The sequence below is a fragment of the Sulfitobacter sp. PR48 genome (genome assembly GCF_028807335.1).
Taxonomy (GTDB): Bacteria; Pseudomonadota; Alphaproteobacteria; order Rhodobacterales; family Rhodobacteraceae; genus Sulfitobacter.
In genome coordinates this window covers 169,893-193,207 of record NZ_JARAMM010000006.1, presented here as the reverse complement: position 1 = coordinate 193,207, position 23,315 = coordinate 169,893, and the positions used below count along the sequence as shown (strand labels likewise).

Here is a 23,315-nt window from a genome sequence, read left to right as displayed (position 1 = left end):
CTAGGCGTGACGTTTCCGCGGAACGCTGCTTTTGGATTTGCCTGTCCGGCTCTCCCCCGAGCCAGCGATTGGTCTTGACTTGCAAAAAAGATTATTCATTAGTCATATTCACGCAAGATAAAAAAATTGCTGAAATATGTTAGTTCAATTGTCGGTTTCGGGGTGATTATGCTTAATTTGACAGCACTGAACACGTTTCACGAGGTCGCCCGCAACGGGGGTATCGCCGGAGCGGCTTCGCAACTCAATGTCACCGACGGTGCCATCCGTTACCAGATCAGACGGCTGGAAGAGGATCTGGGCGAACTTCTGATCGTGCGCAGCAAACGGACGCTCACGCTGACCTCGGCGGGTCTGTCATTGTTCGAACGGCTGAACCATGCCTTTCAGGACATGGAACGGGCCTGCCAGTCCCTGACATCCACCTCCGGCATGGACGGCGAGTTGAACATCGCCTGCGCCCCTGCCTTTGCGGGCTCGCGGCTTCCTTCGGTGATAAAGGCATATTGCCAGCAGTATCCGCTGATGACTGTGCGGGTCTTTCCCGTCGGCATGGCCGACGACAGCATGGATGTGGTCATTTCCTATGGGGAACGCCCAATGCCCGGCATGCGCGAGGCGATCCTGCGGGACGAGATGTACTTTCCGGTTTGTCGGCCAGAGCTGAAATATGAGTGGAATATCAACAGTCCCGACGACCTGGTCCATTGTATTGCGCTCCACGCCGATCAGGGGGCGGACTGGATGCGGCTGCTTTCCATGGCGTCACCCAAGACATTGCAGTTCGCCCAGCAGATCTATTTTCCCAACGCCGGTGTTTCGTTACAGGCAGCGCGGCGGGGCTGTGGTGTCGCGGTGGGCACCTCGATCCTCTGCGCCGACGATCTGCGCAGCGGCACGCTGGTGAAGCTGCTGGACATCGAGGTCCCTGCGCCAAACCCCTATTTCGTGATCCAGCCCGGGCAGTCCGAAAAAGAAAGTGCCGAGCGATTTGTCGAAACCCTTTGGGCCGAGGTCGAAAAAGCCTAGGGCGGCGACATCCTCGCCCTGGCCCGCCTTGGAAGACCGGGCAGTTCAACGGTTGCCTGTAATAGCGCTCGGGCAAATCAAGACGATTGCTGAAGCAACCGTCTTTCCCAGCTAAAGCGGGACGAATTTCATCGGCAGACTTCGGAACCCGCGCAGGACATTGTTCAGTTCGAACTCGGGTTCGCCTACTTCGATGCGCGCAACCTTTTCGACCATGACCTGCAGGATCGACCGCATTTCCAACCGGGCAAGCTGCGCACCCATACACATGTGAATGCCGTGGCCAAAGCCGACGTGGTCAGACACCTTGCGTTCCACATCAAACCTGTCGGGCTCCGTCCAGCGCCGCTCGTCGCGGTTGGCAGAGGCATAGAGGATCAGCACGCGTTCGCCCTTCGGAATAGTTACCCCGTCGACGTCGTAGTCTTCTTTGGCATAACGGGTAAAACCACGGATCGGACTTTCCAGCCGCACGGCCTCGTTGATGGCGTTCGGGATCAGCGCGGGATTGGCGCGCAGCTTTTCCCATTGATCCGGCGCATTGCCCAGTTGATGCATCAGATGCCCGGTTGCAAAGATCGTCGTATCGAGACTGGGTGCGATATAATCGCGCGTGAACATCGGCACGAGCGAAGGGTCTATCGAACCTTCGTCCACCGCTTCGAACAGGCGTGCCACCCAGCTTCCCGGACGCACTGTATCGCGTCTGACATCATCGGCGCAAAAGGCCCGCAACTCCATTATGGTTGGAAAGGCATCCTCGGCGCGGGCATTGTCACCGCCCAGGGCGTCAAAGGTCGCCGCAGCCCATTTGAGCATGTTCTGGCGGCCGAATTCCGGCAGGCCCAGCAGTTCAGACACGATCGTCAAAGGCAGGATCTGTGCCAGATCGGTCATGCCGTCAAATTCCTTGCGCTGAACGAGGGTGTCGATCATCTGCTGCGCGGTTTCCTGGATGCGTGGTTTGACCTCTGCAAGGCCGGTCGGCATCACGGGTTGGGAAATGACCTTTCGCAAGGGCCGGTGTTCTGGCGCATCCGTCATCAGGATATTGGGTGTTGTGATGGCATTCAGGCGCGGGTTGGCCGCCACGCCTTTGCTTGAGATCAGAATCTCGTTGGCAGCCAAGGCGGCGACAGCATCGTCAAACCGGCCAATCGCCCAGAGATCGTTTTCCGGAAGCCAGACGGCCGGTGCCGTGTCGCGGATCTTTTGGTAAACCGGGTAAGGATCGCGGATGACATCATCGGCATAGAGGTCGGTGTCGACGCTCGGACGGGTCGCCTGGATCATTTCTGTCATTCGGTTTTCCTCCTCCATACTGAAGCCTATAACAACGCTTGTCCGTGAATCCTCTGGCATGCCGGGGTTGTCCGTCACGCGGACGCGCAGGCGCGCATTCTTTCAGATCTCGACAGGCACCGTGAAATGCGCGCCGTCCATTTCGGGCGTCACCGTGATCTGGCAGCTCAGCCGGCTGGTCTCGCTGCGTTCAGTCGCTGCGAAATCCAGCATGTCATCCTCGGCATCAGAATGGGCGTCCAGCGTGCGGAAGGTCTCCGGGTCCACAAACACGTGACAGGTGGCACAGGCCATGGCGCCGCCGCAGTCGGCCAGGATGTCTTCGATACCGGCGTCCCGGGCGGCCTGCATGACCGAAATGCCACTCGGTGCCTCAACGGTTTTCTTGTCGCCGCTTGGCAGGGTGAAGTGCAGTTTTGGCATGGTTTTCCTTTGCTTCGCGCGCGCCTGCGACGCCGGAATCAAGGCCCGCGGCGCTGGCGCGTCATGTCTGGTGTCGCCTGGATCAGCGGCTCTCGTCGCGGATGGGGTTGGACAGGGTCCCGATGCCGGAAATCTCGACTTCGATCCGGTCGCCGTCTTTCATGAACAGCTTGGGCTCGCGGAACAGGCCAACACCGCTGGGTGTGCCCGTGGCGATCACATCGCCCGGCAGCAGTTCGGTCACGATGGACAGATAGGCGATCAGTTCGGGGATATTGAACGCCAGATCCGAAATCGGCGTCGATTGCATAACTTCGCCATTCAGACGTGTTTCCATGGTCTGCGCCGCAGGATCCTTCATCTCGTCCGAGGTCACGATCCAAGGCCCCATCGCGCCGCTGTCGACAAAGTTCTTGCCCGCCCAGAACTGCGTTGTGTGGCGCTGGTAATCGCGGATCGAACCGTCGTTGAAACAGCTGTAGCCGCCCACATGGTCCATTGCCTCCGCTTCGGAAATGTTGCGCCCCGCCTTGCCGATGATCACCGCAAGCTCGCCTTCAAAATCGAACCAATCCGATGCCTGCGGGCGGATCATCGGCACCTCGTGGCCGACAACCGAAGACGGGTAGCGCGTAAAGATCGACGGCTTGGCCGGTTTGTCGCGCCCGGTTTCCTTGATGTGGGTCATGTAGTTCAACCCGATGCAGATGATCTTGTCCGGGTTCGGCAGGGGAGACAGCAGCGTGACCGAGGCCATGTCCAGCACTTCGCCGGTTTTGGCGGCGGCCTCAAGTTGATCCAGCGCACCGGCCGTCATCACTGCCCGCAGGTCGGGGAAGGTGCCGCGCAGCGCCTTGCCTGCGTCGTGCAGCTTGCCGTCCTGTACAATGCCATATGATGCGGTTCCGTCCGCGGTGACATAAGAGGAAATTCGCATCTGTTCGCTCCGTTGATTGGATGTTGGTCGGGTTTTAACCCGGGCGGCAGACTTGGGCCGCAGCACTTTGGGTCATGTCCGCTCTGCGGACATCGCTGATCTGAAACAGCCAAAATGATCTTGCCGATGTGAGGGGGCGTGTCCATGTCCCGACATGCGCCCGGCCCGGGCTTGGTCAGCGGGCAGAATGCGCACTCATTCCGGCCGGGCGACCGATTCCAGCCAGGCACAGTTGGGCACGGGGTCCGCCGCGCGCATCCCGCGACGGGCCGCGTCCAGCCGCATGTCGCGCATGCGTTCGCGGGCCGGGTCACCTTCGGGCAGATGGACCCGTTCGTGACCCCAATAGCTCGGCCCGTCGGTGGTTTCATGGGCCTGCCATGTCCCGAGCTCGATCACACGAGCGCCCCAGCCGTATTCGACAAAAAAGCCGGAGGGTGTGGTGGCGTAAAAGCTCATCATGTGATCGTTGGAATGCCGCCCCAGCGTATAGGCCAGGCGCCCCTCTTCCTGTTGCGCAAGGTCATAGCCCTGCCCCACATCGTCCAGCGATTGCAGTTCGACCATGAAATGATGCAGCCCCTTCCGCCCCGATCCCACCATGGCAAAGCTGTGGTGCCGCCCGTTGATGTGGAAGAAATACAGTGGAAAGGGCGTCAGCCCGTAGTCGGTCACGCTGAACCCCAGAAGGTCGCGGTAGAATGGCAAAAGGGCGGTGGCATCCTCGACATGCAATACCGCATGACCCATGCCCAGCGTGCCCGTCTTGAACCCTGAAATGGGCCGCGCAGGGACAAAGGGATCGCTGGCAATCTGCGGTTTCCAGAACACCTCGATGTGATTGCCATCGGGATCGTTGAAGGAGATCAGCTGGCTGACCAGTCGCTGATCAGCCAAAGCCGCAGTTTCCACCCGAACCGCAACACCCGCGTTTTCAAGCCGGCTGGCCAGACGGTCCAGATCCTCGGGGTGGTCCACTTCCCAGCCCATGAAATCAAGGCCTTCTTGCCCGTCATCGGTGACCAGAAGCCGTTGCTTGCGATCGTCCATGCGAAAGGCACGCGCATTGCCGCCGCGATCCACCTGCTGCATGCCCAGAAGTTTGGTGGCAAAACTGCTCCAGTCCTCGGTCTTCGAAGATCGGATGCCGATGTATCCAAGCGCGCTGAGGGTCAAGGGACGGGTTCCTTTCGGGCATAATCATGTGCTTCGGGTCATGGTAAACCAACCACGGGCATCTGCACCGGTGGCCCCGTGTTTGTCCGCTGGGCGGACAGATCGGATGGCGTTGTCTGCCAGAGGCCGCCGTTTATTGACATGGCCGGTGCCGGTGCAATGATCATCCAAGGCGTGGCGGGATCATCGGGAGAAAGCACATTTCAAATTTTGGATCTGTCCGGTCGCTTGAGCGGGGATTGCTCATCCTTCAGACATTGAACCGGCGCAACGGCCTGAAAGCGGCAGAGGTTGCAGCCGCCACATCCATTCCGCGCCCCACGGTGTACAGGCTGCTGGAAACCCTGGAGGGCCTGGGTTTTGTCAGCCGCGATCATTCGTCAGAGAAATGGCGCCCGACCCTGCAGGCAAAATCGCTGAGTTCGGGGTTCCGCCATGAGGATTGGGTCACGCAAGCCGCCGTGCCCGAGATGGTGCGGCTGGGGCGGGAGATCCTCTGGCCGCTCGATCTGGTGACCTTTAACGATCACCAGATGGAAATCCGGGAGTCGACCCATAACATCAGCCCCTATTCCATTGATCACGGCATGGTCGGGGTGCAATTGCCGGTGCTGGATACCGCGGGCGGACGGGCCTATCTGGCCTTTTCGCGCGAAGAGGAACGCGCGCAAACCCTGGCGGGTCTTCGGGCCAAGCTGGGCCTGCAAAATCCGGTGATGTTGCAAGACGGGCCATTGATGCATGTGCTGGACAGGTGCCGTACATTGGGTGTGGGTTATCGCAAGGAAGGCTACAGGCTGAGCACCCAAAGCATCTCCGCCCCGATCTATAGCGGACCGCGGGTTCTGGCCTGTCTGACCGTGATCTGGACCAGCAGCGCGCTGAGTTTTGAAAAGGCGCTGGATCAGTACCGCGACAAGCTTCTGGCGACCGCCAGGGGGATCACAGATGCGCTTGAACAGCTTGAAGTGCCGGACTAATCCGCACAGCCGCCTTTCAATACCCAGTGCTGCGCATTCCGGATCAACGCCGCCGCTTCGGGTGTGCCGTCGCAGATGATGCCGTCCTGCAACGGCCGGCCCGCTGACAGCAGACGGTAACCCAGATAGCGATAGGGTTCGGGTACTTTGGAAAAATCGGTACGCTTCATGAAATCGTTGAATGCGGCACCGGGGACCACCGGATCAAACCGGTCTTTCTCATAGATCGCGACGCGTGCGTGAATGCGCCATCCATCGGCCGTGCGCACCAGCCGATCCAAAAACCGCGCATGGCTGGTATAGTCCACTTGGGTCTGCGCAACGGCGAACCGCCCGAGGATCTGGACATTGGTTTCAGCCACCGCCCGGTTCCCCTGGACCTGAACGACGGGCAGCGCGATCAGGTGTTTGACCCGTGGCGCGGCAGGCAGATGCATTTTTTGCGAGGCTTCGACAAAATCCGCGAACCAGCCCCGAAACCATGTGACAAAGATCGTGCCGCCCGGGGTGAAGGTTGCTTTCAGATCGTCCCAGCGCCCCTGATCGCGGCAGAGACCCCACTTCTGGATCAGCTGGGCAATCTCGGTGATGTCCTTTGTCTCATCCATTGCACGACGCCATGTTTAAGAGAACAATCCGGCGCCAACGGCATTGTCGGCGCCGGAACAGGGTATCAATTCGCGGCAGAGGCCTTGTCGATGGCAGCAACGAACGCGTCATAGAGGGCCTGACCATTCTCATGGCCGGCAATCCATTCGGTTGTGGAAACGGACAGCGCGTCTTTCCATTGCTGCGTCAGGGCTTCATCCGGTTCGATCTCCGTGATGTCGTTTGCGGCCAGGACCCGTTCGCGGGCTTCGCCGACGTATTGGTCGAAGGATTTGCCAAATTCTTCCGAGAACACCTTGCCCGAATACTGGTCGATGGCGGCCTTGGCCTTGTCCGGAAGGCTGTCGAACTTGGCCTGGTTCATCACGATCAGCATTGGCGTCGCCCCCAGGGGCATGTCCAGATAATAGCTTACCGTCTCACCCACGCGGAACGTCTCGATCGCGCCGTATTGGGTGAATGTCCCCGCGATCAGGCCACGGCTGATCGCCTCTGCCAGCCCCGGTCCGGTGATCCCGCCCACGGGCACCGCGCCCAGTGCGTTGATTGCGCCCAGCATGGTCGGCCCGGGCGCGCGAAAGTTCAGGCCCTTCATGTCGGCAGGCGTGCGCACTTCAACCGTGCTGGCCACGGCATTGGGAAAGGAGGTCATGACCCCGATCAGCTTGAACTTTTCATAGTCGCCGGTAAGCAGCCCCTGTTCGTACACCGACCACATCGCTTCAGAACCGACAGTGCCATTTGGCACCAGAAACGGCAGCTCGCCGATGGTGCCCTGGTCAAAGCGTCCGGGCGTATAGCCGGGGATCACCCAGGCGATGTCTGCCACGCCGTCTTCCACCAGCTTGAGCTGCTGCGCGGGGTTGCGCCCCAATGTGCCGCCTGGAAACATCTGGATATCCAGCGTGCCTTCCGAAGCGGCATTCACCTTTTCCGCCCATGGCGTCAGGATGTTCTTGGTGACATGCGCGACCGGCGGCTCAAAGCTGGAAAACCGCAGGATCTCGGCGGTGGCGGTGGTGCCGAATGCGAAGGTTGTAACAGTCGCGATCAGGAAATCTCTTAGTTTCATGGTATCCTCCCTTTTATGAACTCACTGTGGCGCTGAAGGATCATTTGCTCGACTGTCCAGCCAAAGCTGTCCGCTTGGCGGACAGGATGATTACCCCATGATGCCGGGCAGCCAAAGCGTGAGCGCGGGAAACAGCACCAGAATGGTCAGGCGCAGCAGATCAGCGACAAGAAACGGCACGATGCCGCGGTAGATCGTGGTTATTCTGACATCGCGGTACATCACGTTCAGCAGCATTACGTTGATACCGATGGGCGGGGTGATCATGCCGATACCGATCACCACCACGTTGATGATGCCCCACCAGACCAGATCGTAGCCCAGCCCCTGGATCACCGGGATAACGAATGGCAGCGTGATGACCATCGCCGCGACCTCGTCAAAGAACGCACCGAGGAAAATGTAGAGCAGCAATATGCCGAAGATCACCATCAAAGGCTGGACCGGCGCCTCCGAGATTACCCCGACAAGAAACGACGCGCCCCCGGTGACCGAGATGAAATAGGAAAAGATCGTTGCCCCGAAGACCATGATGTAGATCATCGCGGTGGACCCGCTGGCCTCGGCCATCACACGCAGGAACGTGGCACGGTCCAGCCTGCGGCGCAGCAGCGCAAAGAGGAAAGCGATGACAACACCGATGGCCGCGGCTTCGTTCACGGTAAAGATGCCGGAATAGATGCCGCCCAGCACAACAACTGCCAACAGGATCACACCCCAGGCGCGCCCAATCGCAGCCAGGCGATCCTTGAACGGCAGCTTGTCCGATCGCGGTGCGCTTTCGGGCCTGCGCATCACGGTCACCTGAACGGCAATGGCATAAAACAGAACCGCCAGCAGCGCCGGGATGATCGCGGCGGTGAACAATTGCAGCACCGATTGCTCGGTCAGCACCGAATAGAGGATCATCATCGCAGAGGGCGGCACGATAATACCCAGCGTGCCCCCCGCAGCGACGGCCCCCGAGGCGAGCGACGGATCATAACCGCGTGTCAGCATCTCGGGCATGGCAACCCGCCCGAAGGTGGCTGTTGTCGCCACCCCCGACCCGCAGATCGCGCCAAAGCCTGCGCTGGCCACCACGGTTGTTGTTGCCAACCCGCCCCGGCGGTGGCCGAACAGCGCATTGGCCATGTCATAGACATCAGAGGCCAGCCCGCCTGCCGCCGCAAGGCTGCCCATCAGCATGAACAGCGGGATCACCGCCAGATCCAGCGATCCCATGGCCGACGCCGGTTCGCTGGCCAGCAGCGAAATCGCAGGCCCCCAGCCCGCGACCTGGGCAAAGCCCACAACGCCGACAAGTGCCATGGAGATGCCAATCGGCACATGGAGCAGTATCAGCCCCATCATCGCGGCGCAGCCAATCACGGCAATAACAAGAGGATCCATATTCGTTTCCTTAAGGTCTTTGTCCGGTCAGAGCTGGGAAGAAAGGTCGTCACGCAAAGCCGCGCCGCTGTTGGTGCCGTCAAACAGGGATGCAAGGTCGATGATCAGCACCATCGCCTGCACGAAGGCCGCCAGCCAAAGCATCACCGTCGCGACGGCCCACCATGGCCAGACCTGCCAGCCCAGCACCCATGTGCGGTCGCCGTTGATCTTGAGCGAGCCGACATAATCGAGGAATTGCCAGGCCATCAGGGCGATCAGAACAAAGGTCAGGGCACTTGAAAACACTTCGAGCAAAGCCTTCGTGCGCTGCCCCGCCACCGCGCCGAAAACTTCGACACGGATGTTCTGCTTCATCGCCAGGTTGGCGGGGATACAGGCCGAGATGACCACCGCCATGACAACCGAACTGACATCGTTCACGCCCTGAAGCGGGGCCTTGAACAACCAGCGCATCAGCACATCCGAGGTTGTCATCAACGCCAGCACCAGCAGGCCGGTGAAACCGACCAGGGCCAGCACGCGGGCCAGCGCCTTTGACCTTTTCCAGATGATCTGCATTGGGTCTCCTCCTCCCTCGCAATGTCTGTGTCGGCACATGGCCGCTGTTCTTCAGGCCGTCATGTCGGCGGCCTGCACTGTCGTATCTGTGCGTGTCAGCTGCGCGGTGTATCGTTCCAGCGCACCCTTGAGCGCCTCGGGAAAGAATGCCGCGGCGCAATACCGGTCGGGCCGGACCAGCATGATCTGGTCGCGGTGGGTCAGAAACGGGCGGACCGCCTGAGGATCGACAGGGCACAGGGCCGCCGGATCTCCGCCGCCCAATGTGTCCAGTGTGATCGTGGTCAACGGCAGTCCCAGCAGCCTGTCCTGCTTCAGCGCCGCCAGCGCCCTTGTGCCAGCCGCGCATTGCGCGATCAGGCAAAAGCCGGGCCCGGTGACATCGTCCAGCAACTGAATCTTATTGCCTTGCCGCACCTCGGGCTGGGGGATCATCTCGCCCACCAGCGAACCCTCGAACAGGGGGGTATCCAGATCCAGAAACAAACCTTCAAGATACCGTGGCTTGGGTTTAAACCGCATGTGCACCAGCCAGTCTTTCACAGCCGGAAAGGGCTCAAGCGCCTGCATCATCAGGTCGCGGAACATGATCTGGTCGCGCCCGGCCGGCATCACGATGCTGCCCATCGCCACGGCCAGCTGAATCATGTCCCAGGCGGGCTTGCGCCGCTCGGCCTCGTAGCTTTGCAGAATCTTTGCGCTGGCACCGCCGCGCAGGATCGCGGCCAGTTTCCAGGCCACATTGTGCGCGTCACGCAGGCCTGCGTTCATGCCCTGACCGGCAAAGGGCGGTGTCAGATGCGCCGCATCCCCCATCAGCAGAATGCGCCCCGCTTGGAACTGCTCGGCCATGCGGGCATGGAAAGTGTAAACGGTCTTGCGCAGAATATCTTCGGTCCTGAAAGGCCGGTAGGGGGCCATCAGCCCTTCAAGGAACCCGTCCTGCAACACTTGCTCTCGGGTCTCTCCGGGTTGCAGCATGAATTCGTAGCGCCGCCCGCCATGGGGTGCAGGGACACTGACCGTCGGGCGCGAACCGCTGCAAAAGAACTTTGAGTACAAAGTGGTGTCGGGATCGTTCACCGTATCCACGACGATCCAGTCTTCCTCATAGGTGTTGCCTGACATCGCGATGCCCAATCGCTCGCGGATCGGGCTGCGCCCGCCGTCACAGGCCAGCACCCATTGGGTGCGGATCTGATGGCTGTTCCCCTTGGCGTCGCGCAGGGTCACTACCGCGTGGTCAGCGGCGGTGTGCACATCTGTCACCTCGGCGCCGAAATGCAATGTGCCAGGGGCCGTTTGCGCCGTTACATCGCGCAGTGCCGCTTCAAGCTCGGGCTGGAAAAAGAACTGTCGCTTGGCAAAACCGAGATTGCGCGGCCCTTTGCCTGTCTCGGCAAAGCAATTGCCCAGGTCGTCATAGTACCGCGAGCCGTCGCCTTCCATCGTGTCCTTGAGATAGGTCTTGTCCAGGCCGAAAACCTGCATGGTGCGCGCGCCCTCATCATCAATGACGATGGCGCGCGGCAGGTTCATCGGGCCTGCGGTTTTTTCGAGAACAACACAGTCGACCCCATAGACGGAAAGCAGGTTGGCCGCTGTCAGGCCCGTCGGGCCCGCGCCAACGATGACGACCGGAATATCTTTGGGGTAGGCGGGCATCGGCGGGCCTTTCGGTGTCTTACTTGCTTCACAATCTGTCTTGTTGTGACGTGCGGGTACGTGCGGCGTCCATGACTTGCCCCAGGCTGTTCACAGGGCGGACAGCCCCGGGTCCGCGCAGGATTTGCGCGCCAGCTTTGCCCTGCCACGCAAAAAGCCGCCCTGAGACGGCTGAGCGGTCTTGATCATGTTCATCGGCATTTCAACCTTGCGGGCGTCTCAAAATAGGTGCCGCCGCAAGACAGGCGGGGCGTGCCCTGATCCGGGCCAGACACCTTTCAAGATTGGCAGGCAGGTCATATCCACCGTCCTGTTCCGCCCAGTCGAGCACGTAGAAAAGGGCAGCGTCCGCTGCGCTGAAGTCACCAAGCAGAAAGGCCGAATGTCCAAGCGCGTTGGACAGAAACCCAAGACCCTTGGCAACTTCCGCACGGCCATGCGCCCTTAGCGTCGCCTGCCCTGCCGGATCGGAAAGAAATTTCTGCGGCATCTTGTCAAAGGTGAAACCGCGCATGTGGACAGATCCGACGATGTAATCCAGCATCTCCGAGATCCTCGCGCGTTTGATCGCGCTCTCAGGGGCCAGGCCCGCTTCGGGAAAGCTGTCGGCAAGCCACATGGCGATTGCAGGAAATTCCGTCAGAACCGATCCGTCCGGAAGCCCAAGGGCTGGAACCTTGCCCTTGGTGTTCTGGGCCAGATATTCCGCACGCCGCTGATCGCCGGCACGCAGGTCGATGATCCTTGTCTCGAATGCGGCGCCGACCTCGTGCAGCAAGAGCAGGATACCGTTGGAACAGCTTTGCGGTGAATGATAGAATGTCAGCATAAACAGTCCCTATAGACCCAATAGACCCAGGCGCGCCCGGACCTGTTTTGGTGTTTCCAGTTCAAAGCCCAGTTCGCGCACGATCCTTGCTGCTTTCTCTACCATCGCGCGGTTGGATGGTGCCTTCACACCTTTCTCCAGCCAGACGGCATCTTCCATACCGATACGTATGTTTCCACCCATCAGGGCCGACTGCGCCACCATGGGAAAGGCCATCGCGCCGGTGCCGAACCCCGTCCAGATCGCATTGCCCGGCAAAAGACCGCGCGCGTACAAAAGCGTTTCCGGCAGCGGCACGAAGCCGAACTTGACCCCCATCACGATGGAACACAGCGGCGGTTTCTCGAAAAACTGCTCGGCCATCAGCGTGTTCAGGATCGCCACATCACCGCTGTCGAACAGCTCGATCTCGGGCCGCACGCCGGCCTGCTGGATCAGTGTGCCCATGCGCCGGATCGACGACAGGGTGTTGATCACCACCTCCTCGCCGAAAACCATGGTGTTCAGGTCCAGTGTGGCGATGTCCGGTTTGATGGCCAGAACATGCTGCACCCTGTCATCGGGCAAAAGCAGATTGGTCTTGGGCCCGGCGATGGCGGGGTTTTCGGTCGACGGATCGTAGCGCCCGCCATTGCCGGTGGTCAGGTTAATGATCAATTCGTCATTCTTGTCACGAATGCGGTCAACGACTTCCCGGTAAAGAGCCGTCTCCATGGAAGGCAGTTCAGTCTCGGGGTCGCGCACGTGAATATGCACGATGGCGGCCCCCGCCTCTGCGGATGCCAGCGCATCTCGTGCAATTTCCGCGGGCGTGATGGGCAGATTTGCGTTCTGCGCTCGCGATGAAAAGTTACCCAGCAAAGCTGATGTCAGGAAGAGAGATGCCAATCGCGTGCCTCCGAAAAAACAGGTATCGTGATTGTCTGGCAACAAATGGGTCTAGGACAGCAAAAGCCCGAGACTGTTCGTCTGACGGACGGTGGATGGCGCGAAGGCGCTATCCGCCGTGCGGCCTGCTCAACTGTTGTTGCGCCCTGGCGTTGAAACTTCCGCTTGCTGGACAGCCCATTTCTGGCGGTCATCTTCGCGCTGGCAACCGGGCCGACCAGCAGCACGCCTGTAAGGGGCGGCAGTTTCGACCGCCGCCCCTTTTGCCTGACCAATGGTTTCAGTTCTGAACGTCTTTCAATGCCGCGACATAGGCATCGTAGAGTGCCTGACCATTCGGATGATCGGCAATCCAGCCATCAGTCACCGTCTGAAGCTGCGCGTCCCACTTGGCCTGCTCCGCATCCGACAGTTGCGTGAACACGCGGCTGTCGTCCTGCATCGCGGCTGTCCGGAACTTTTCGATCCACGCATCGAATGCTTCGCCAAACAGCTTTGCAAAGGCGGGGCCCGAGTGCTTGTCGATGGCGGCGCGCGCCGCTTCGGGCAGACTGTCATATTTTTCCCGATTGATCATGACCATGATCGGTGAAGACCCAAGGTTTACATCCAGATGAAACTTTGCGGCCTCCGCGATGCCGAAAATCGTCAGTGCGACCCATTCATTGATCGAACCGTCAATCAGCCCGCGCGAAAGGCCTTCGGCGATCTGCGGTGCAGTGATCCCGCCAATCGGTGTCGCACCAAGCGCCGTAATGCTGGCCAGCAAGGTCGGACCCGCACCGCGCAGTTTCAAATCCCTGACCTCTTCCAGGGTTTCGATTTTCCGGGTCGTGGACAACAGGCCCGGCGCGGTCGAGAACATGCCAAGAATCTTTACCGGCTCCATCCCTTCGCCCTGCCACAGACCGTCTTCGACCATCTTCGTCGCGGCGAGGGAGCCATGCAGCGCGTCCGGCACCAGGTTCGGCAGCTCCAGTAGTGTCGCTTCGTTCATCGCACCAGGTGTATAGCCTGGTACGACATAGGCGATATCCGCAGTGCCACCACGCACCATGTCCAGATGCGTTGCAGGGTCACGGCCCAGTGTTCCGGCCGGGAACATCTGGATCGTCAGCGTTCCTTCGGAATCCGCAACAACCCGGTCGGCCCAGACCGACAGAATATCGGCATAGATGAACGATTGCGCGGGTACGCTGGTGGTGAACCGCAGATTTTCCTGCGCCGATGCCCCCTGCCCCGCAAGAGATATCAAAAAGGCCGCGCCGCATCCAAGCAGCGTCTTTGTCATCTTCAGTTTCTTGAGCATATTGTCCTCCCTATGCCGGAAACAACTCCGTCGCGGCCCCATCAAAGGAACCGCCCTGCGGAAGGCCGACATCAAATCTGATCCGGCCCCATTTCCAGGTTTCAGGCTATGGGCCGCACGGGTCCAAACAACGTCAAAAGCCAAACTGTTCGCCTGCTGATAATGGGGTGTTGCCGGGCAGGTGACCTTGCGTCCGCAACCAAGGCGCGCCACTTCGGTCACATCACGCTGGGCAACCACAATGTAACCTGCGGAAACAGCACCAGAACCGCGATCCGCAGACAATCGGCAAGAAAGAAGGCGAGGATACCGCGATAGATCGCAGCCAGCGGGATGTCAGCGCGCATGGAATTCAACAACATCACGTTGATCCCGATGGGCGGTGTCAGCATGCCCACGCCGATCAGCGCCACGTTCAGGATGCCCCACCAGATGGGATCGTAGCCCAGCGACAGTATGATCGGCAGCACGAATGGCAGGGTAACCACCACTGCCGCCACTTCGTCAAAGAACGCCCCCAGCACCAGATACATCAGCACCAGCAGAAAAATCACCCCCAACGGTGGCAGGCCAAGCCCGTTGATGATGCCCATGATTTCCGCGCTGACCCCGCTCAGGCTGACAAAGTAGGAAAAGATCATCGCGCCGAAAACGATGACATAGATCATCACGGTCGCCACGCTTGCTTCTGACAGCACGGCGACAAAGGTGTCACGGTTCAGGGTGCCACGGCCCAATGCGAACAGCAGGGCAAAGACCACTCCAACTGCCGCCGCTTCGTTCACCGTGAAGACCCCGGAATAGATGCCGCCCAGAACGATCACCGCCAGGGTGATCGCGCCCCAGGACCGCCCGATGGCGCGCAACCTGTCGCGCAATGGCAGGCGGGCCGACCCCGGCATGGCGTCCGGATTGCGCCGCGCCACGATTGCTATGGCGACCAGATAAAGCGAGACCGACAGGATCGCGGGAATGATCGCCGCGGTGAACAGTTTCAGTACCGATTCCTCGGTCAGCACGCCGTAAAGGATCATGATGCTGGACGGCGGCACGATGATGCCAAGTGTGCCGCCCGCCGCGACAGTCCCCGCCGAGATGCCCTTGCCATAACCGCGGTCGATCATCTCAGGCAAGGCGACCCGGCCAAAAGTGGCGGTGGTGGCGACAGATGATCCGCAGACCGCCCCGAAGCCTGCGCTCGCGACGATGGTGGTCGCCGCCAATCCGCCAGGTCGGTGCCCGACCAGCGCCTCTGCCGTGGCGAAGATGTCCTTCGCCAGCCCGCCAATCGCTGCAAGACTGCCCATCAGCATGAACAGAGGGACGACCGCAAGATCGAGGTTGGCCATGGTCGCGGCTGGTTCCGATGCCAGCAACTGGATCGCCGGCCCCCATCCCGCAATTGACGCAAAACCGGCCACCCCGACAAGCGCCATCGACACGCCGATGGGCACATGCAGCGCAATCAGGGCAAACATGCCGAGGACACCGAAAAGGGCGATCATTGTCGGATCCATCAACGGTGTTCCTCGCCGGGCAATGTCGAGACCTTGGGCGACGGGCGCAGGCCCGCGTCAGTGCCCCTGATCAGATCCAGCACGTCATGCACGACGTTGGAAAGCTGGATGACGGTGGCATAGACAAGAAAAACGGTCGCGGCCGCCCACCATGGCCAGACCGTCCAGGCCAGCACCCATGTCCTGCGATTGCTGTCATGCAGGCCTTGGGTGAAGGGTACAAATTGCCATGCCATCGCCGCGATGAAGATCAGCACGACCAGGCTGGACAGCAGCCGCAGCCAGCGGTTCGGCCGGACTCCCAGGACGCCACCCAGAACCTCGACCGAGATGTTCTTGCGCTCGGCGAGGTTGGCGGGAATGCAGCTGGCGATCACCACCGCCATGACCACGGCAGAGACATCATTGACGCCCTGGATCGGCGCCGAAAAGAAGGATCGCAACAGCGCATCCAGTGTCGTCATGCTGGCCAGCACGACAAGCCCGGCAAATCCGATCAGGGCAAGCCAGCGGGCCCCCCGGCGCATCAATTCATCAAATCTGTGCAAAGAACCCCACCCCAAGGCATTGTCTCGTCCGCGAACCTTACGGGGAACTGCAGGCAGACATGAGGTTGATTTGCCGGGTGTTCGCCTGGCGAACGTTGTGGCCGGATCTTCAGCCGGCCGCGTGTAGCCCGGCTATTTCTTCCGATGACAGTTTATCGACCAGATCGCGCGAGATCGCATCCGCCGTGCGCAGCAACTTGCCGCGATACAGTTCCAGGCTCCGCTCGAAGGACATGGATCTGGTGGACCAGATCAGGGTCAGACATGCCAGGATCCGGTCCTCATACCAGATCGGGGCAGAGATGCTGGCGGTCTCGGGGGTGAAATCACCCTTGCGATAGCCGACCCCCAATTCGCGTGTCCGCGCCAGGATCACCGGCAAGGCACCATCCTTCATGACGAAAGGTTCCTGCATGCCGGTCACCTCTGTCACATGGCTCAGCAGAGCGCGTCGCTGGTCTTCGGGCATGAAGGCAAGCATCGCACGCCCGCTTGCGGTCTCCAGCAGAGGCATCTGCCGTCCGACCATGCCGTGGTTGACGGAATAGGGGCTGATCTGATGCGTGGATTCCCGAACCTCCATCTGGTGATTGCGAAAGGCTGCCAGATCGACAGGCCACAAGACATCGCGCCCCAGTTCGACCATATGCGGCACGGCGATCTGGCAGACCCAGTCTTCGTCCCGGTATCCGGACGACAGCGATTTGACATGAAGCGTAGGCCGCCACCGGTTCGAGAAATGGTCCTTCGAGACCAGCCCCATCTCTTCCAGGGTCTTGAGCAGCCGATAGACCGAAGGACGCGGAATATCCGTGACCGTAGCGATGTCCGCCGGTCGCGCACCATTCAGCTGGTTGAGCGCCTGCAGGACGGAGATGCCCCGCTGTAGTGCCCTGATGGACGATTCCGAAATCGGCTCTCTCCTCTTTTCCGACCTTTGCAAATGGCCAGGTTGCGGACCTGTCGCAGCAGCGAGAGTACCCAAAGGGTCAATGCAACTGTTGCATTGCAAGTTTGCGGTCCCGCCGTGAGAATCGTGACCCATCCAGATCTAGCATTGATATTTTTGAATACAAAACTTCGAACGGCTCCTTATTCAAAGCCGGTTCGTTGATGTTGTTCAGCAGCCGAACACTCTCCAGTTTGCGGGCGACCCCCTGAAGCGGCCTGGCTAGACAGGTTGCAACCAACCCGCAAAGACCTGCCCGAACCTTTCGGCCAGGGTGTCGTGACTGGAAAAGGATTGCACATGTCCATCGCATCGCTTGGTTATATCGGTGTCAACTCAAGCAAATTGGATGACTGGGATGGCTTTGCCACCCAGCTGCTTGGGATGCAGAAAGTTGACCAGGGCGGTGACATGCGCCTGTTCCGCATGGACGACCGCAAGCAACGTCTCATCGTGACCGGTGAGGGTGAAGAAAACCTTGCTTTCATGGGGTGGGAAACCAATTCACCTGCCGATCTGGATGCGCTTGCCTCACGGCTGGAAAACGCGGGCGTCGCGGTCACATGGCACGGGCCCAACCTTGCCGATGCGCGCCACGTCGCGCGGCTGATCTCTTTTCACGACCCTGACGGCAACCGGCTGGAAGCCTTCTGCGGCCCCGAAATCGCCAGCGACGGGTTTCTGTCCGGGCGTCCGATCTCTGGCTTCAAGACAGGCTCGCTGGGCATGGGTCACGTGGTGCTGCATGTCGCCAACGTGCAGGGCATCCTGCACTTTTACCGTGACATACTGGGCTTCAATGTCACGGACTACGGACAGACCCCCTATCCGCTTTACTTCTTTCACGTGAACGGGCGGCACCACAGCTTTGCCATGGTCGGATCGGGCCGTAAGGGCATCCATCATTTCATGGTCGAGCTGCTGTCGCTCGATGATGTCGGTCAGGGGTATGACATCGCTCAGGGCCGCGACGAAGGCGTTGCCTATTCGCTGGGCCGCCATTCCAACGATCACATGTTGAGCTTTTACACCAAAACGCCGTCGCAGTTCTTTGTCGAATACGGCTGGGGTGCGCAGGTCATAGATCCGCAGACCTGGGAGCCGTTCGAGACGCACGAAGGCCCCTCCACCTGGGGCCACGAACGCCTGCACCTGCCCGAAGACGACCCGGTGCGCATCAAGATGCGCGAGATGCGCCACGCAACCGCGCAAAACGGATTTCGCGCTGCCGACCCGAAACCGAATTGCGCCTGGCTCGACAGCATCGTTCACAATGAATAATGCGCCGCCGCGCGGCATAGCTGTGATTGCAGAAACCTGACCCTTGAAGATTTCCCCCTTGGTTCTTCCGGGTGGCACCATCGCCACCGGCACGCTTTCAAGCCCGGTGGCCGACGAAACCTAAACGACAGTTCGCGACAAGGAATACCAGATGAGCAAGTCACACACCGATATCGCGATCATCGGCGGCGGTCCTGTAGGGCTGTGTGCGGCAAACCTGCTGGGCCAGCTTGGCATCAGGACGGTCCTGTTCGAACAGAACGCGACAACTTCCTTCCACCCGCGTGGCCACGTCGTGAACACGCGGACCATGGAGATCTTTCGCAGCTGCGGGCTGGCCGAAGACGTCGATGCGGTCGCCCTGCCACTGGAACGACACGCCGGCATCGGCTTCGTTACCAGCCTTGCGGGTGACACGATCGGCGTCATCGAAACCCGTGGCGATCCCGAATGGGCAAGGATCGAGGCCAGCCAAAGCCCGGTCTTCAAACGCTCCTGCCCGCAGGACAAACTGGAACCGGTTCTGCGCGAACATGCGCAGCGCCGCGACAGCGTTGCACTGCATTTCAGCCACAAGGTAACGGGCGTCACACAGGATGCCACTGGCGTGACCCTGACTTGGGAAAACGGCGAGGGCGCAACCGGCGCGACACGGGCGGCCTATGTGATTGCCGCCGACGGGCCGCGCAGCCCAACGCGAGAGGCGGTTGGCATCGGCATGGACGGCAAATCCATCGGCCAGCAAATTGGCCTCTACTTCCATGCCGACCTTTGGAAATATGTCGTTGACCGGCCTTACCTGCTGTACTGGATATTCAACGCGCAGACATCGGGTGTGCTCATCTCTCTCGATGGGCGCTACCGCTGGACCTATAATTTCGGCTATCACACCCATGAATCACGCGGTGATTTCACCAGGGAAAGGTGCCTGAACATTTTGCGTGCCGTGATCGGTGACTCTGACGTCGAGATCGACATCAAGAGCATCATGCCCTGGCGCATGCAGGCGCGCATCGCGGACACATTTTCCGCCGGGCGGGTGTTCATTGCGGGCGATGCCGCCCATCCGCTGCCCCCTACCGGCGGCCAGGGCATGAACACCGGCATTGCAGACATTCACAACCTGATCTGGAAACTGAACCTCGTGCTGGATGGCGCTGCCCCCGCATCTCTGCTGGCGACCTACACCGAAGAACGCCGCCCCATAGCCAGCTTCAACGTCGCGCAGAGCGAACGCAATGCCATGGCCATGGCAAAGCGCGGCCTGTCGGGGATGTTGGCGAATGACAGCGAACTTCTGTCCAGCCTCGAAGGTGCGCAAGGCGCTGCCAACCGCGCCAAACTGGCCGAGGGCATCCCGGAACAGCGCGAACACTTCGATTATCCCGGGCAGACCTTTGGTTTCTCTTACGAGTCCAATCTGATCACATCGGATGGCACACCGTCTCCGCCGTTTTCGGTCAGGAGTTACACGCCCGCCGCCCGCCCCGGAAACCGCGCGCCACATCTGCCTGTCACGCTGGATGGCAAGGCCGCCTCGCTGCTTGATCTCTTTTCCCTGGACCGTTTCACCCTGTTGTACGCCGGCGACGGGCAATTCTGGGCCGATGCCGTCACTGCGGCGGACCTGCCCGTGCCGCTGCGCAGCTTTGGATTCGGGGATGGAGGGTATGTCCAGACCGATACAGGGGCCTGGCTCGAACTCTATGGCCTGACCAGAACCGGGGCCGTTCTGATCCGACCGGATGGTCACGTGGCATGGCGCTCTGCCAGGGCCGGTGACCCGGCAGAGCTGATTGCAGCCTGCCTGACGGCGGCAGGCACCACGGCCAAGGCCATTTCACCAACGACAAATCTCAAAGGGTCGACATGATGCACATACCGAAGACACAGACAGCCATCGTCATCTCTGGTCCCGGCGGACCTGATGTTCTGGTTCCCAGGGAGCTACCTGTTGAAACGCCCGGCGCCGGAGATATCCTGATCCGCGTGACCGCCGCGGGCATCAACCGCCACGACATTCACCAGCGCGCCAGCGGCAAGCACAGCGACGGGCGTGCAGTGCCCGGGCTGGAGGTCTGCGGCACGGTCGCGGCCCTGGGCTCCGGGGTCACCGGCATGACGCAGGGGGACAGGGTCATGGCGCTGGTGCCGGGAGGCGGCTACGGCCAATATGTCATTGCGCCTGCCCCGCTAGTCATGCCCGCTCCCGACGGGTTTTCAGATATCGAAGCGGCCGCAATCCCCGAAGCAGTCTTCACCACATGGTGGAATTTCTTTCACCTGATGTCGCTGCAAAAGGATCAATTCGCCTTGTTTCACGGCGGCACCAGCGGCGTCGGCCATATCGCCCTGCAAGCCATGTCGGCGTTGGGGTACAATGTCATCGCGACGGCCGGCAGCGCGCAAAAGGTCGCCGCCTGCGGCGACTTCGGTGCCATGGCTGCGTTTTCCTATGATGACCCGGAGCTTGCCACCAAGGTGATGGAGGCCACCGGCGGTGCCGGCATATCGACCTTGCTTGACGTGTCCGCCGGGGCGCATCTTGCGCAGGATCTGGCGATGATGGCCCCTGACGGCACGATTGCCCATCTGTCGGGTGGCGGGGGCAGCACACTTGATCTGCCGGTGCGCGATCTGATGGCAAAGCGCATCCGCATTACCGGCTCGCTGCTGCGGCCACTGCCGCTTGACCGCAAGTCACAGGTGGCCGATGCGATCCGCCGTGACGTCTGGCCGCTGCTGGGCACCCGCGTCCGTCCGTCGATTGCGCAGGTCTTCCCCCTGACCGATGCCGCCGCCGCACATGCGATGATGGAAACCGGCAGTCACATCGGTAAGATCATGCTGCGCCTCACGCCTGACTGAGACTCCCCAGGTCTGGTGGCGGGTGATCGTCAGCTGACACAGCCACCGTAGCGCCCGATGGATGCTGCGGATGCTTCATATCCGCATCTACCAAAGTGACCTTTTGTAAGCCGCGTCAAGCACCGTGTCGAATTCCTCCGCAGTTGCAGATAGTTCCGCATGGTCCTTCAATATCTCGCCCAGCGTCGGCATGTCCGACCGTGCGGGCCAACTGTCCGGTGCCCAGAGCCTGGACCGGATAAAGGCCTTGGCGCAATGCATATAGACCTGCCGGACCTTGACCACCATCACCGCCAGGGCGGGCCGGTTGTTGACATGTAACTCGGCGCAAAGCCCAGGATCGAGGGTCAGCCGCGCCTCCCCGTTGATGCGCAGAGTCTCGTTCATGCCGGGGATCACAAAGATCATCCCGACGGCAGGGTTCTCGATGATGTTTTCCCAGGTATCGAGCCGGTTGTTGCCGGGCCGGTCCGGGAGGGCCAGGGTTGTGTCATCCAGCACTTTGACAAACCCTGGCATATCGCCTTTGGGGGATACATCCGCAGCCCCTTTGCCATCTTGCGATCCGACAAAGACAAAGGGGGAGCGTGCAATAAACCGTCGGGCATGTTCGTCGATCAGACGCAGCTCTTTTCGAACGGCAACGTCGTGAACGTCATCGAATGCCGCTCTGAGCTGGTCTTTGGAGGTGATGTAATCCATTGTTCTCTTCCCTTGGCGTTGAGGCCGCCCGAGCCGGGCAAATGAAACCTCGCACCTATCTGTCAATCCGGTCAACCTGCCCTAGACTGTCGCGGGTTCCGCCTTGCCCAGCATCAGCACCGCAATCGCGGGCAGCACGATCAGCATGGAGACAATGGCGACCACGGCCCAGCCAAAACCGGTTACGACCAATCCGGCGGCGAAAGCGCAGATTGTCGAAACAAGCGCGATCAGCGTGTCGTTTAACCCCTGCACGGCGGCTTTCTCTCCGTCTGTCACGGCGGTTGCCAACATGCTGGTTGCCCCGATGAAGCCAAAGTTCCAGCCGACACCAAGCAGGATCAAAGAGCCGTAGAAATGGGCAGAGGACAGGCCCGCTGCAGCACCGACCGCGGCGATTGCCAGGATCACCAGACCGGCCACCGCAATACGCTCCTTGCCGAACCACTTGATCAGAAACCCGGTCACAAAGCTTGGTGCGAACATCGCAACGACGTGCCAGCGGATAACATCGCCTGCGACCGCTTCGGTAAATCCGCATCCCAGCATCGCCAGCGGTGTCGGGATCATCATGAAAATCATCACGCCCTGTGAAATGGCCGCGATGCCGATTGCCCGCCGCACCGGCCCGCGCCGCAGCACGGCGAGAGAGGCAAAGCGCTTGGCCCCCGCGACGCGGCTTGCAGCTGGCGCCCTTGGTATCCGGACAAGAGCGAGCGGGACCATGCCGACCAGAATGACAACGGCCAGCGCCACATAGGCACCTGCCAGGGGAATGGGTGCCAGGGCGTCTTTGGCCATGATGAAGACCTGCGGTCCGCCTATCGCGGCCACCAGGCCAGAGGTCAGCATCAGCGATATCGCAACCGGTTGCCACTCGGGGCTGACCACCTCGGCGGCGGCAAAGCGAAAATACTGAAACGAAGACAGCGCCGCGCCAAGAATGAAATGGGCCAGGCACAACAGAACGAAGTTGCCGCTGACCAGTGCCGATGCGCCAAGCGCCGTGCCGGCAAGGGCCAGGACCCCGCCCGCCGCAAAGCCGATCCTGCGGCCAAACCGCCCCATCAGCAGTGAAAAGGGTGCTGCCGCCAGCATCCCGGCCAGGGTCTGGACAGATGCGGGCAGTGTGACAAGCGCCGCATTGGGGGACAGGTGCAATCCCGTCAGGCCGCCCAGAATAAGCAGCATCGGCATTGCAAATCCCAGAATCGTATTGGCCATCAGAAGGCCGATAAAGTTTCCGTTTCGGGCAAATCGTGCAACGGGCATCTGCAT

Annotated in this window: 22 protein-coding genes; 5 read left to right on the top strand and 17 right to left on the bottom strand. The window is 60.6% G+C overall.

Features of this window, described 5'->3' with window-relative positions:
- The first annotated feature begins 168 nt into the window (after positions 1 to 168).
- On the top strand, positions 169 to 1,029 hold the full coding sequence (locus PVW51_RS10215) for a LysR substrate-binding domain-containing protein (RefSeq protein WP_269367190.1): 861 nt from the start codon (positions 169 to 171) through the stop codon (positions 1,027 to 1,029).
- Positions 1,030 to 1,140: 111 nt separating this feature from the next.
- Here PVW51_RS10215 and PVW51_RS10210 read toward each other — a convergent pair whose 3' ends face one another.
- From PVW51_RS10210 to PVW51_RS10195, 4 genes are all read right to left on the bottom strand, one after another.
- Complete coding sequence (locus PVW51_RS10210; protein ID WP_274574916.1) at positions 1,141 to 2,331, bottom strand: cytochrome P450; 1,191 nt, start codon at positions 2,329 to 2,331, stop codon at positions 1,141 to 1,143.
- A 102-nt stretch (positions 2,332 to 2,433) separates the two neighbouring features.
- On the bottom strand, positions 2,434 to 2,754 hold the full coding sequence (locus tag PVW51_RS10205; RefSeq protein ID WP_274574914.1) for a 2Fe-2S iron-sulfur cluster-binding protein: 321 nt from the start codon (positions 2,752 to 2,754) through the stop codon (positions 2,434 to 2,436).
- An 82-nt stretch (positions 2,755 to 2,836) separates the two neighbouring features.
- Complete coding sequence (locus PVW51_RS10200; protein WP_274574913.1) at positions 2,837 to 3,691, bottom strand: fumarylacetoacetate hydrolase family protein; 855 nt, start codon at positions 3,689 to 3,691, stop codon at positions 2,837 to 2,839.
- Positions 3,692 to 3,886: 195 nt separating this feature from the next.
- Positions 3,887 to 4,867 carry a VOC family protein gene (locus PVW51_RS10195; protein ID WP_274574912.1) on the bottom strand — a complete coding sequence of 327 codons (981 nt, stop codon included), beginning with the start codon at positions 4,865 to 4,867 and terminating at the stop codon, positions 3,887 to 3,889.
- 182 nt (positions 4,868 to 5,049) lie between these two features.
- Between PVW51_RS10195 and PVW51_RS10190 the strand changes: the two genes are divergently transcribed.
- Positions 5,050 to 5,847: a helix-turn-helix domain-containing protein gene (locus PVW51_RS10190; protein WP_274575013.1), complete on the top strand. Its 798-nt coding sequence runs from the start codon at positions 5,050 to 5,052 to the stop codon at positions 5,845 to 5,847.
- On the opposite strand, the gene PVW51_RS10185 is transcribed toward PVW51_RS10190, so the two are convergent.
- The 11 genes from PVW51_RS10185 to PVW51_RS10135 all read right to left on the bottom strand — a co-directional run bounded on the left by PVW51_RS10185 (position 5,844) and on the right by PVW51_RS10135 (position 17,180).
- Positions 5,844 to 6,455, bottom strand: a complete 612-nt coding sequence (locus tag PVW51_RS10185; RefSeq protein WP_274574911.1) for a nuclear transport factor 2 family protein — start codon at positions 6,453 to 6,455, stop codon at positions 5,844 to 5,846. The two genes, PVW51_RS10190 and PVW51_RS10185, sit on opposite strands and share 4 nt — an antisense overlap.
- 65 nt (positions 6,456 to 6,520) lie before the next feature.
- Positions 6,521 to 7,528: a TRAP transporter substrate-binding protein gene (locus tag PVW51_RS10180; protein WP_274574910.1), complete on the bottom strand. Its 1,008-nt coding sequence runs from the start codon at positions 7,526 to 7,528 to the stop codon at positions 6,521 to 6,523.
- 90 nt (positions 7,529 to 7,618) lie between these two features.
- Complete coding sequence (locus PVW51_RS10175; protein ID WP_274574909.1) at positions 7,619 to 8,920, bottom strand: TRAP transporter large permease; 1,302 nt, start codon at positions 8,918 to 8,920, stop codon at positions 7,619 to 7,621.
- Between the two features lie 27 nt (positions 8,921 to 8,947).
- Complete coding sequence (locus tag PVW51_RS10170) at positions 8,948 to 9,481, bottom strand: TRAP transporter small permease (protein ID WP_274574908.1); 534 nt, start codon at positions 9,479 to 9,481, stop codon at positions 8,948 to 8,950.
- Positions 9,482 to 9,532: 51 nt separating this feature from the next.
- A complete protein-coding gene (locus PVW51_RS10165) occupies positions 9,533 to 11,146 on the bottom strand; it encodes a bifunctional 3-(3-hydroxy-phenyl)propionate/3-hydroxycinnamic acid hydroxylase (RefSeq protein WP_274574907.1) in 1,614 nt (537 codons plus the stop codon).
- 202 nt (positions 11,147 to 11,348) lie between these two features.
- Complete coding sequence (locus PVW51_RS10160; protein WP_274574906.1) at positions 11,349 to 11,975, bottom strand: glutathione S-transferase family protein; 627 nt, start codon at positions 11,973 to 11,975, stop codon at positions 11,349 to 11,351.
- A gap of 9 nt (positions 11,976 to 11,984) precedes the next feature.
- Positions 11,985 to 12,863, bottom strand: a complete 879-nt coding sequence (locus PVW51_RS10155) for a 3-keto-5-aminohexanoate cleavage protein (RefSeq protein ID WP_274574905.1) — start codon at positions 12,861 to 12,863, stop codon at positions 11,985 to 11,987.
- A gap of 280 nt (positions 12,864 to 13,143) precedes the next feature.
- On the bottom strand, positions 13,144 to 14,172 hold the full coding sequence (locus PVW51_RS10150; protein ID WP_274574904.1) for a TRAP transporter substrate-binding protein: 1,029 nt from the start codon (positions 14,170 to 14,172) through the stop codon (positions 13,144 to 13,146).
- Positions 14,173 to 14,390: 218 nt separating this feature from the next.
- Positions 14,391 to 15,677 (bottom strand): TRAP transporter large permease, encoded by a 1,287-nt coding sequence (locus PVW51_RS10145; protein ID WP_274574903.1) that lies wholly within the window; start codon positions 15,675 to 15,677, stop codon positions 14,391 to 14,393.
- Between the two features lie 11 nt (positions 15,678 to 15,688).
- A complete protein-coding gene (locus PVW51_RS10140) occupies positions 15,689 to 16,237 on the bottom strand; it encodes a TRAP transporter small permease (protein ID WP_274574902.1) in 549 nt (182 codons plus the stop codon).
- Positions 16,238 to 16,346: 109 nt separating this feature from the next.
- Positions 16,347 to 17,180 carry a helix-turn-helix domain-containing protein gene (locus PVW51_RS10135; RefSeq protein ID WP_274574900.1) on the bottom strand — a complete coding sequence of 278 codons (834 nt, stop codon included), beginning with the start codon at positions 17,178 to 17,180 and terminating at the stop codon, positions 16,347 to 16,349.
- Between the two features lie 306 nt (positions 17,181 to 17,486).
- On the opposite strand from PVW51_RS10135, the gene PVW51_RS10130 reads away from it, so the two are divergent.
- From PVW51_RS10130 to PVW51_RS10120, 3 genes are all read left to right on the top strand, one after another.
- Entirely contained in the window at positions 17,487 to 18,467 is a 981-nt protein-coding gene (locus tag PVW51_RS10130; protein ID WP_269367206.1) for a VOC family protein, read from the top strand.
- Between the two features lie 151 nt (positions 18,468 to 18,618).
- Positions 18,619 to 20,340 (top strand): FAD-dependent monooxygenase, encoded by a 1,722-nt coding sequence (locus tag PVW51_RS10125; RefSeq protein ID WP_274574899.1) that lies wholly within the window; start codon positions 18,619 to 18,621, stop codon positions 20,338 to 20,340.
- Complete coding sequence (locus tag PVW51_RS10120; RefSeq protein ID WP_274574898.1) at positions 20,340 to 21,335, top strand: NAD(P)H-quinone oxidoreductase; 996 nt, start codon at positions 20,340 to 20,342, stop codon at positions 21,333 to 21,335. Before PVW51_RS10125 ends, PVW51_RS10120 begins: the two co-directional genes overlap by 1 nt.
- Positions 21,336 to 21,422: 87 nt before the next feature.
- On the opposite strand, the gene PVW51_RS10115 is transcribed toward PVW51_RS10120, so the two are convergent.
- Positions 21,423 to 22,037 (bottom strand): pyridoxamine 5'-phosphate oxidase family protein, encoded by a 615-nt coding sequence (locus PVW51_RS10115; protein ID WP_274574897.1) that lies wholly within the window; start codon positions 22,035 to 22,037, stop codon positions 21,423 to 21,425.
- Positions 22,038 to 22,118: 81 nt separating this feature from the next.
- Positions 22,119 to 23,309 carry an MFS transporter gene (locus PVW51_RS10110; protein WP_274574896.1) on the bottom strand — a complete coding sequence of 397 codons (1,191 nt, stop codon included), beginning with the start codon at positions 23,307 to 23,309 and terminating at the stop codon, positions 22,119 to 22,121.
- Positions 23,310 to 23,315 lie beyond the last annotated feature (6 nt).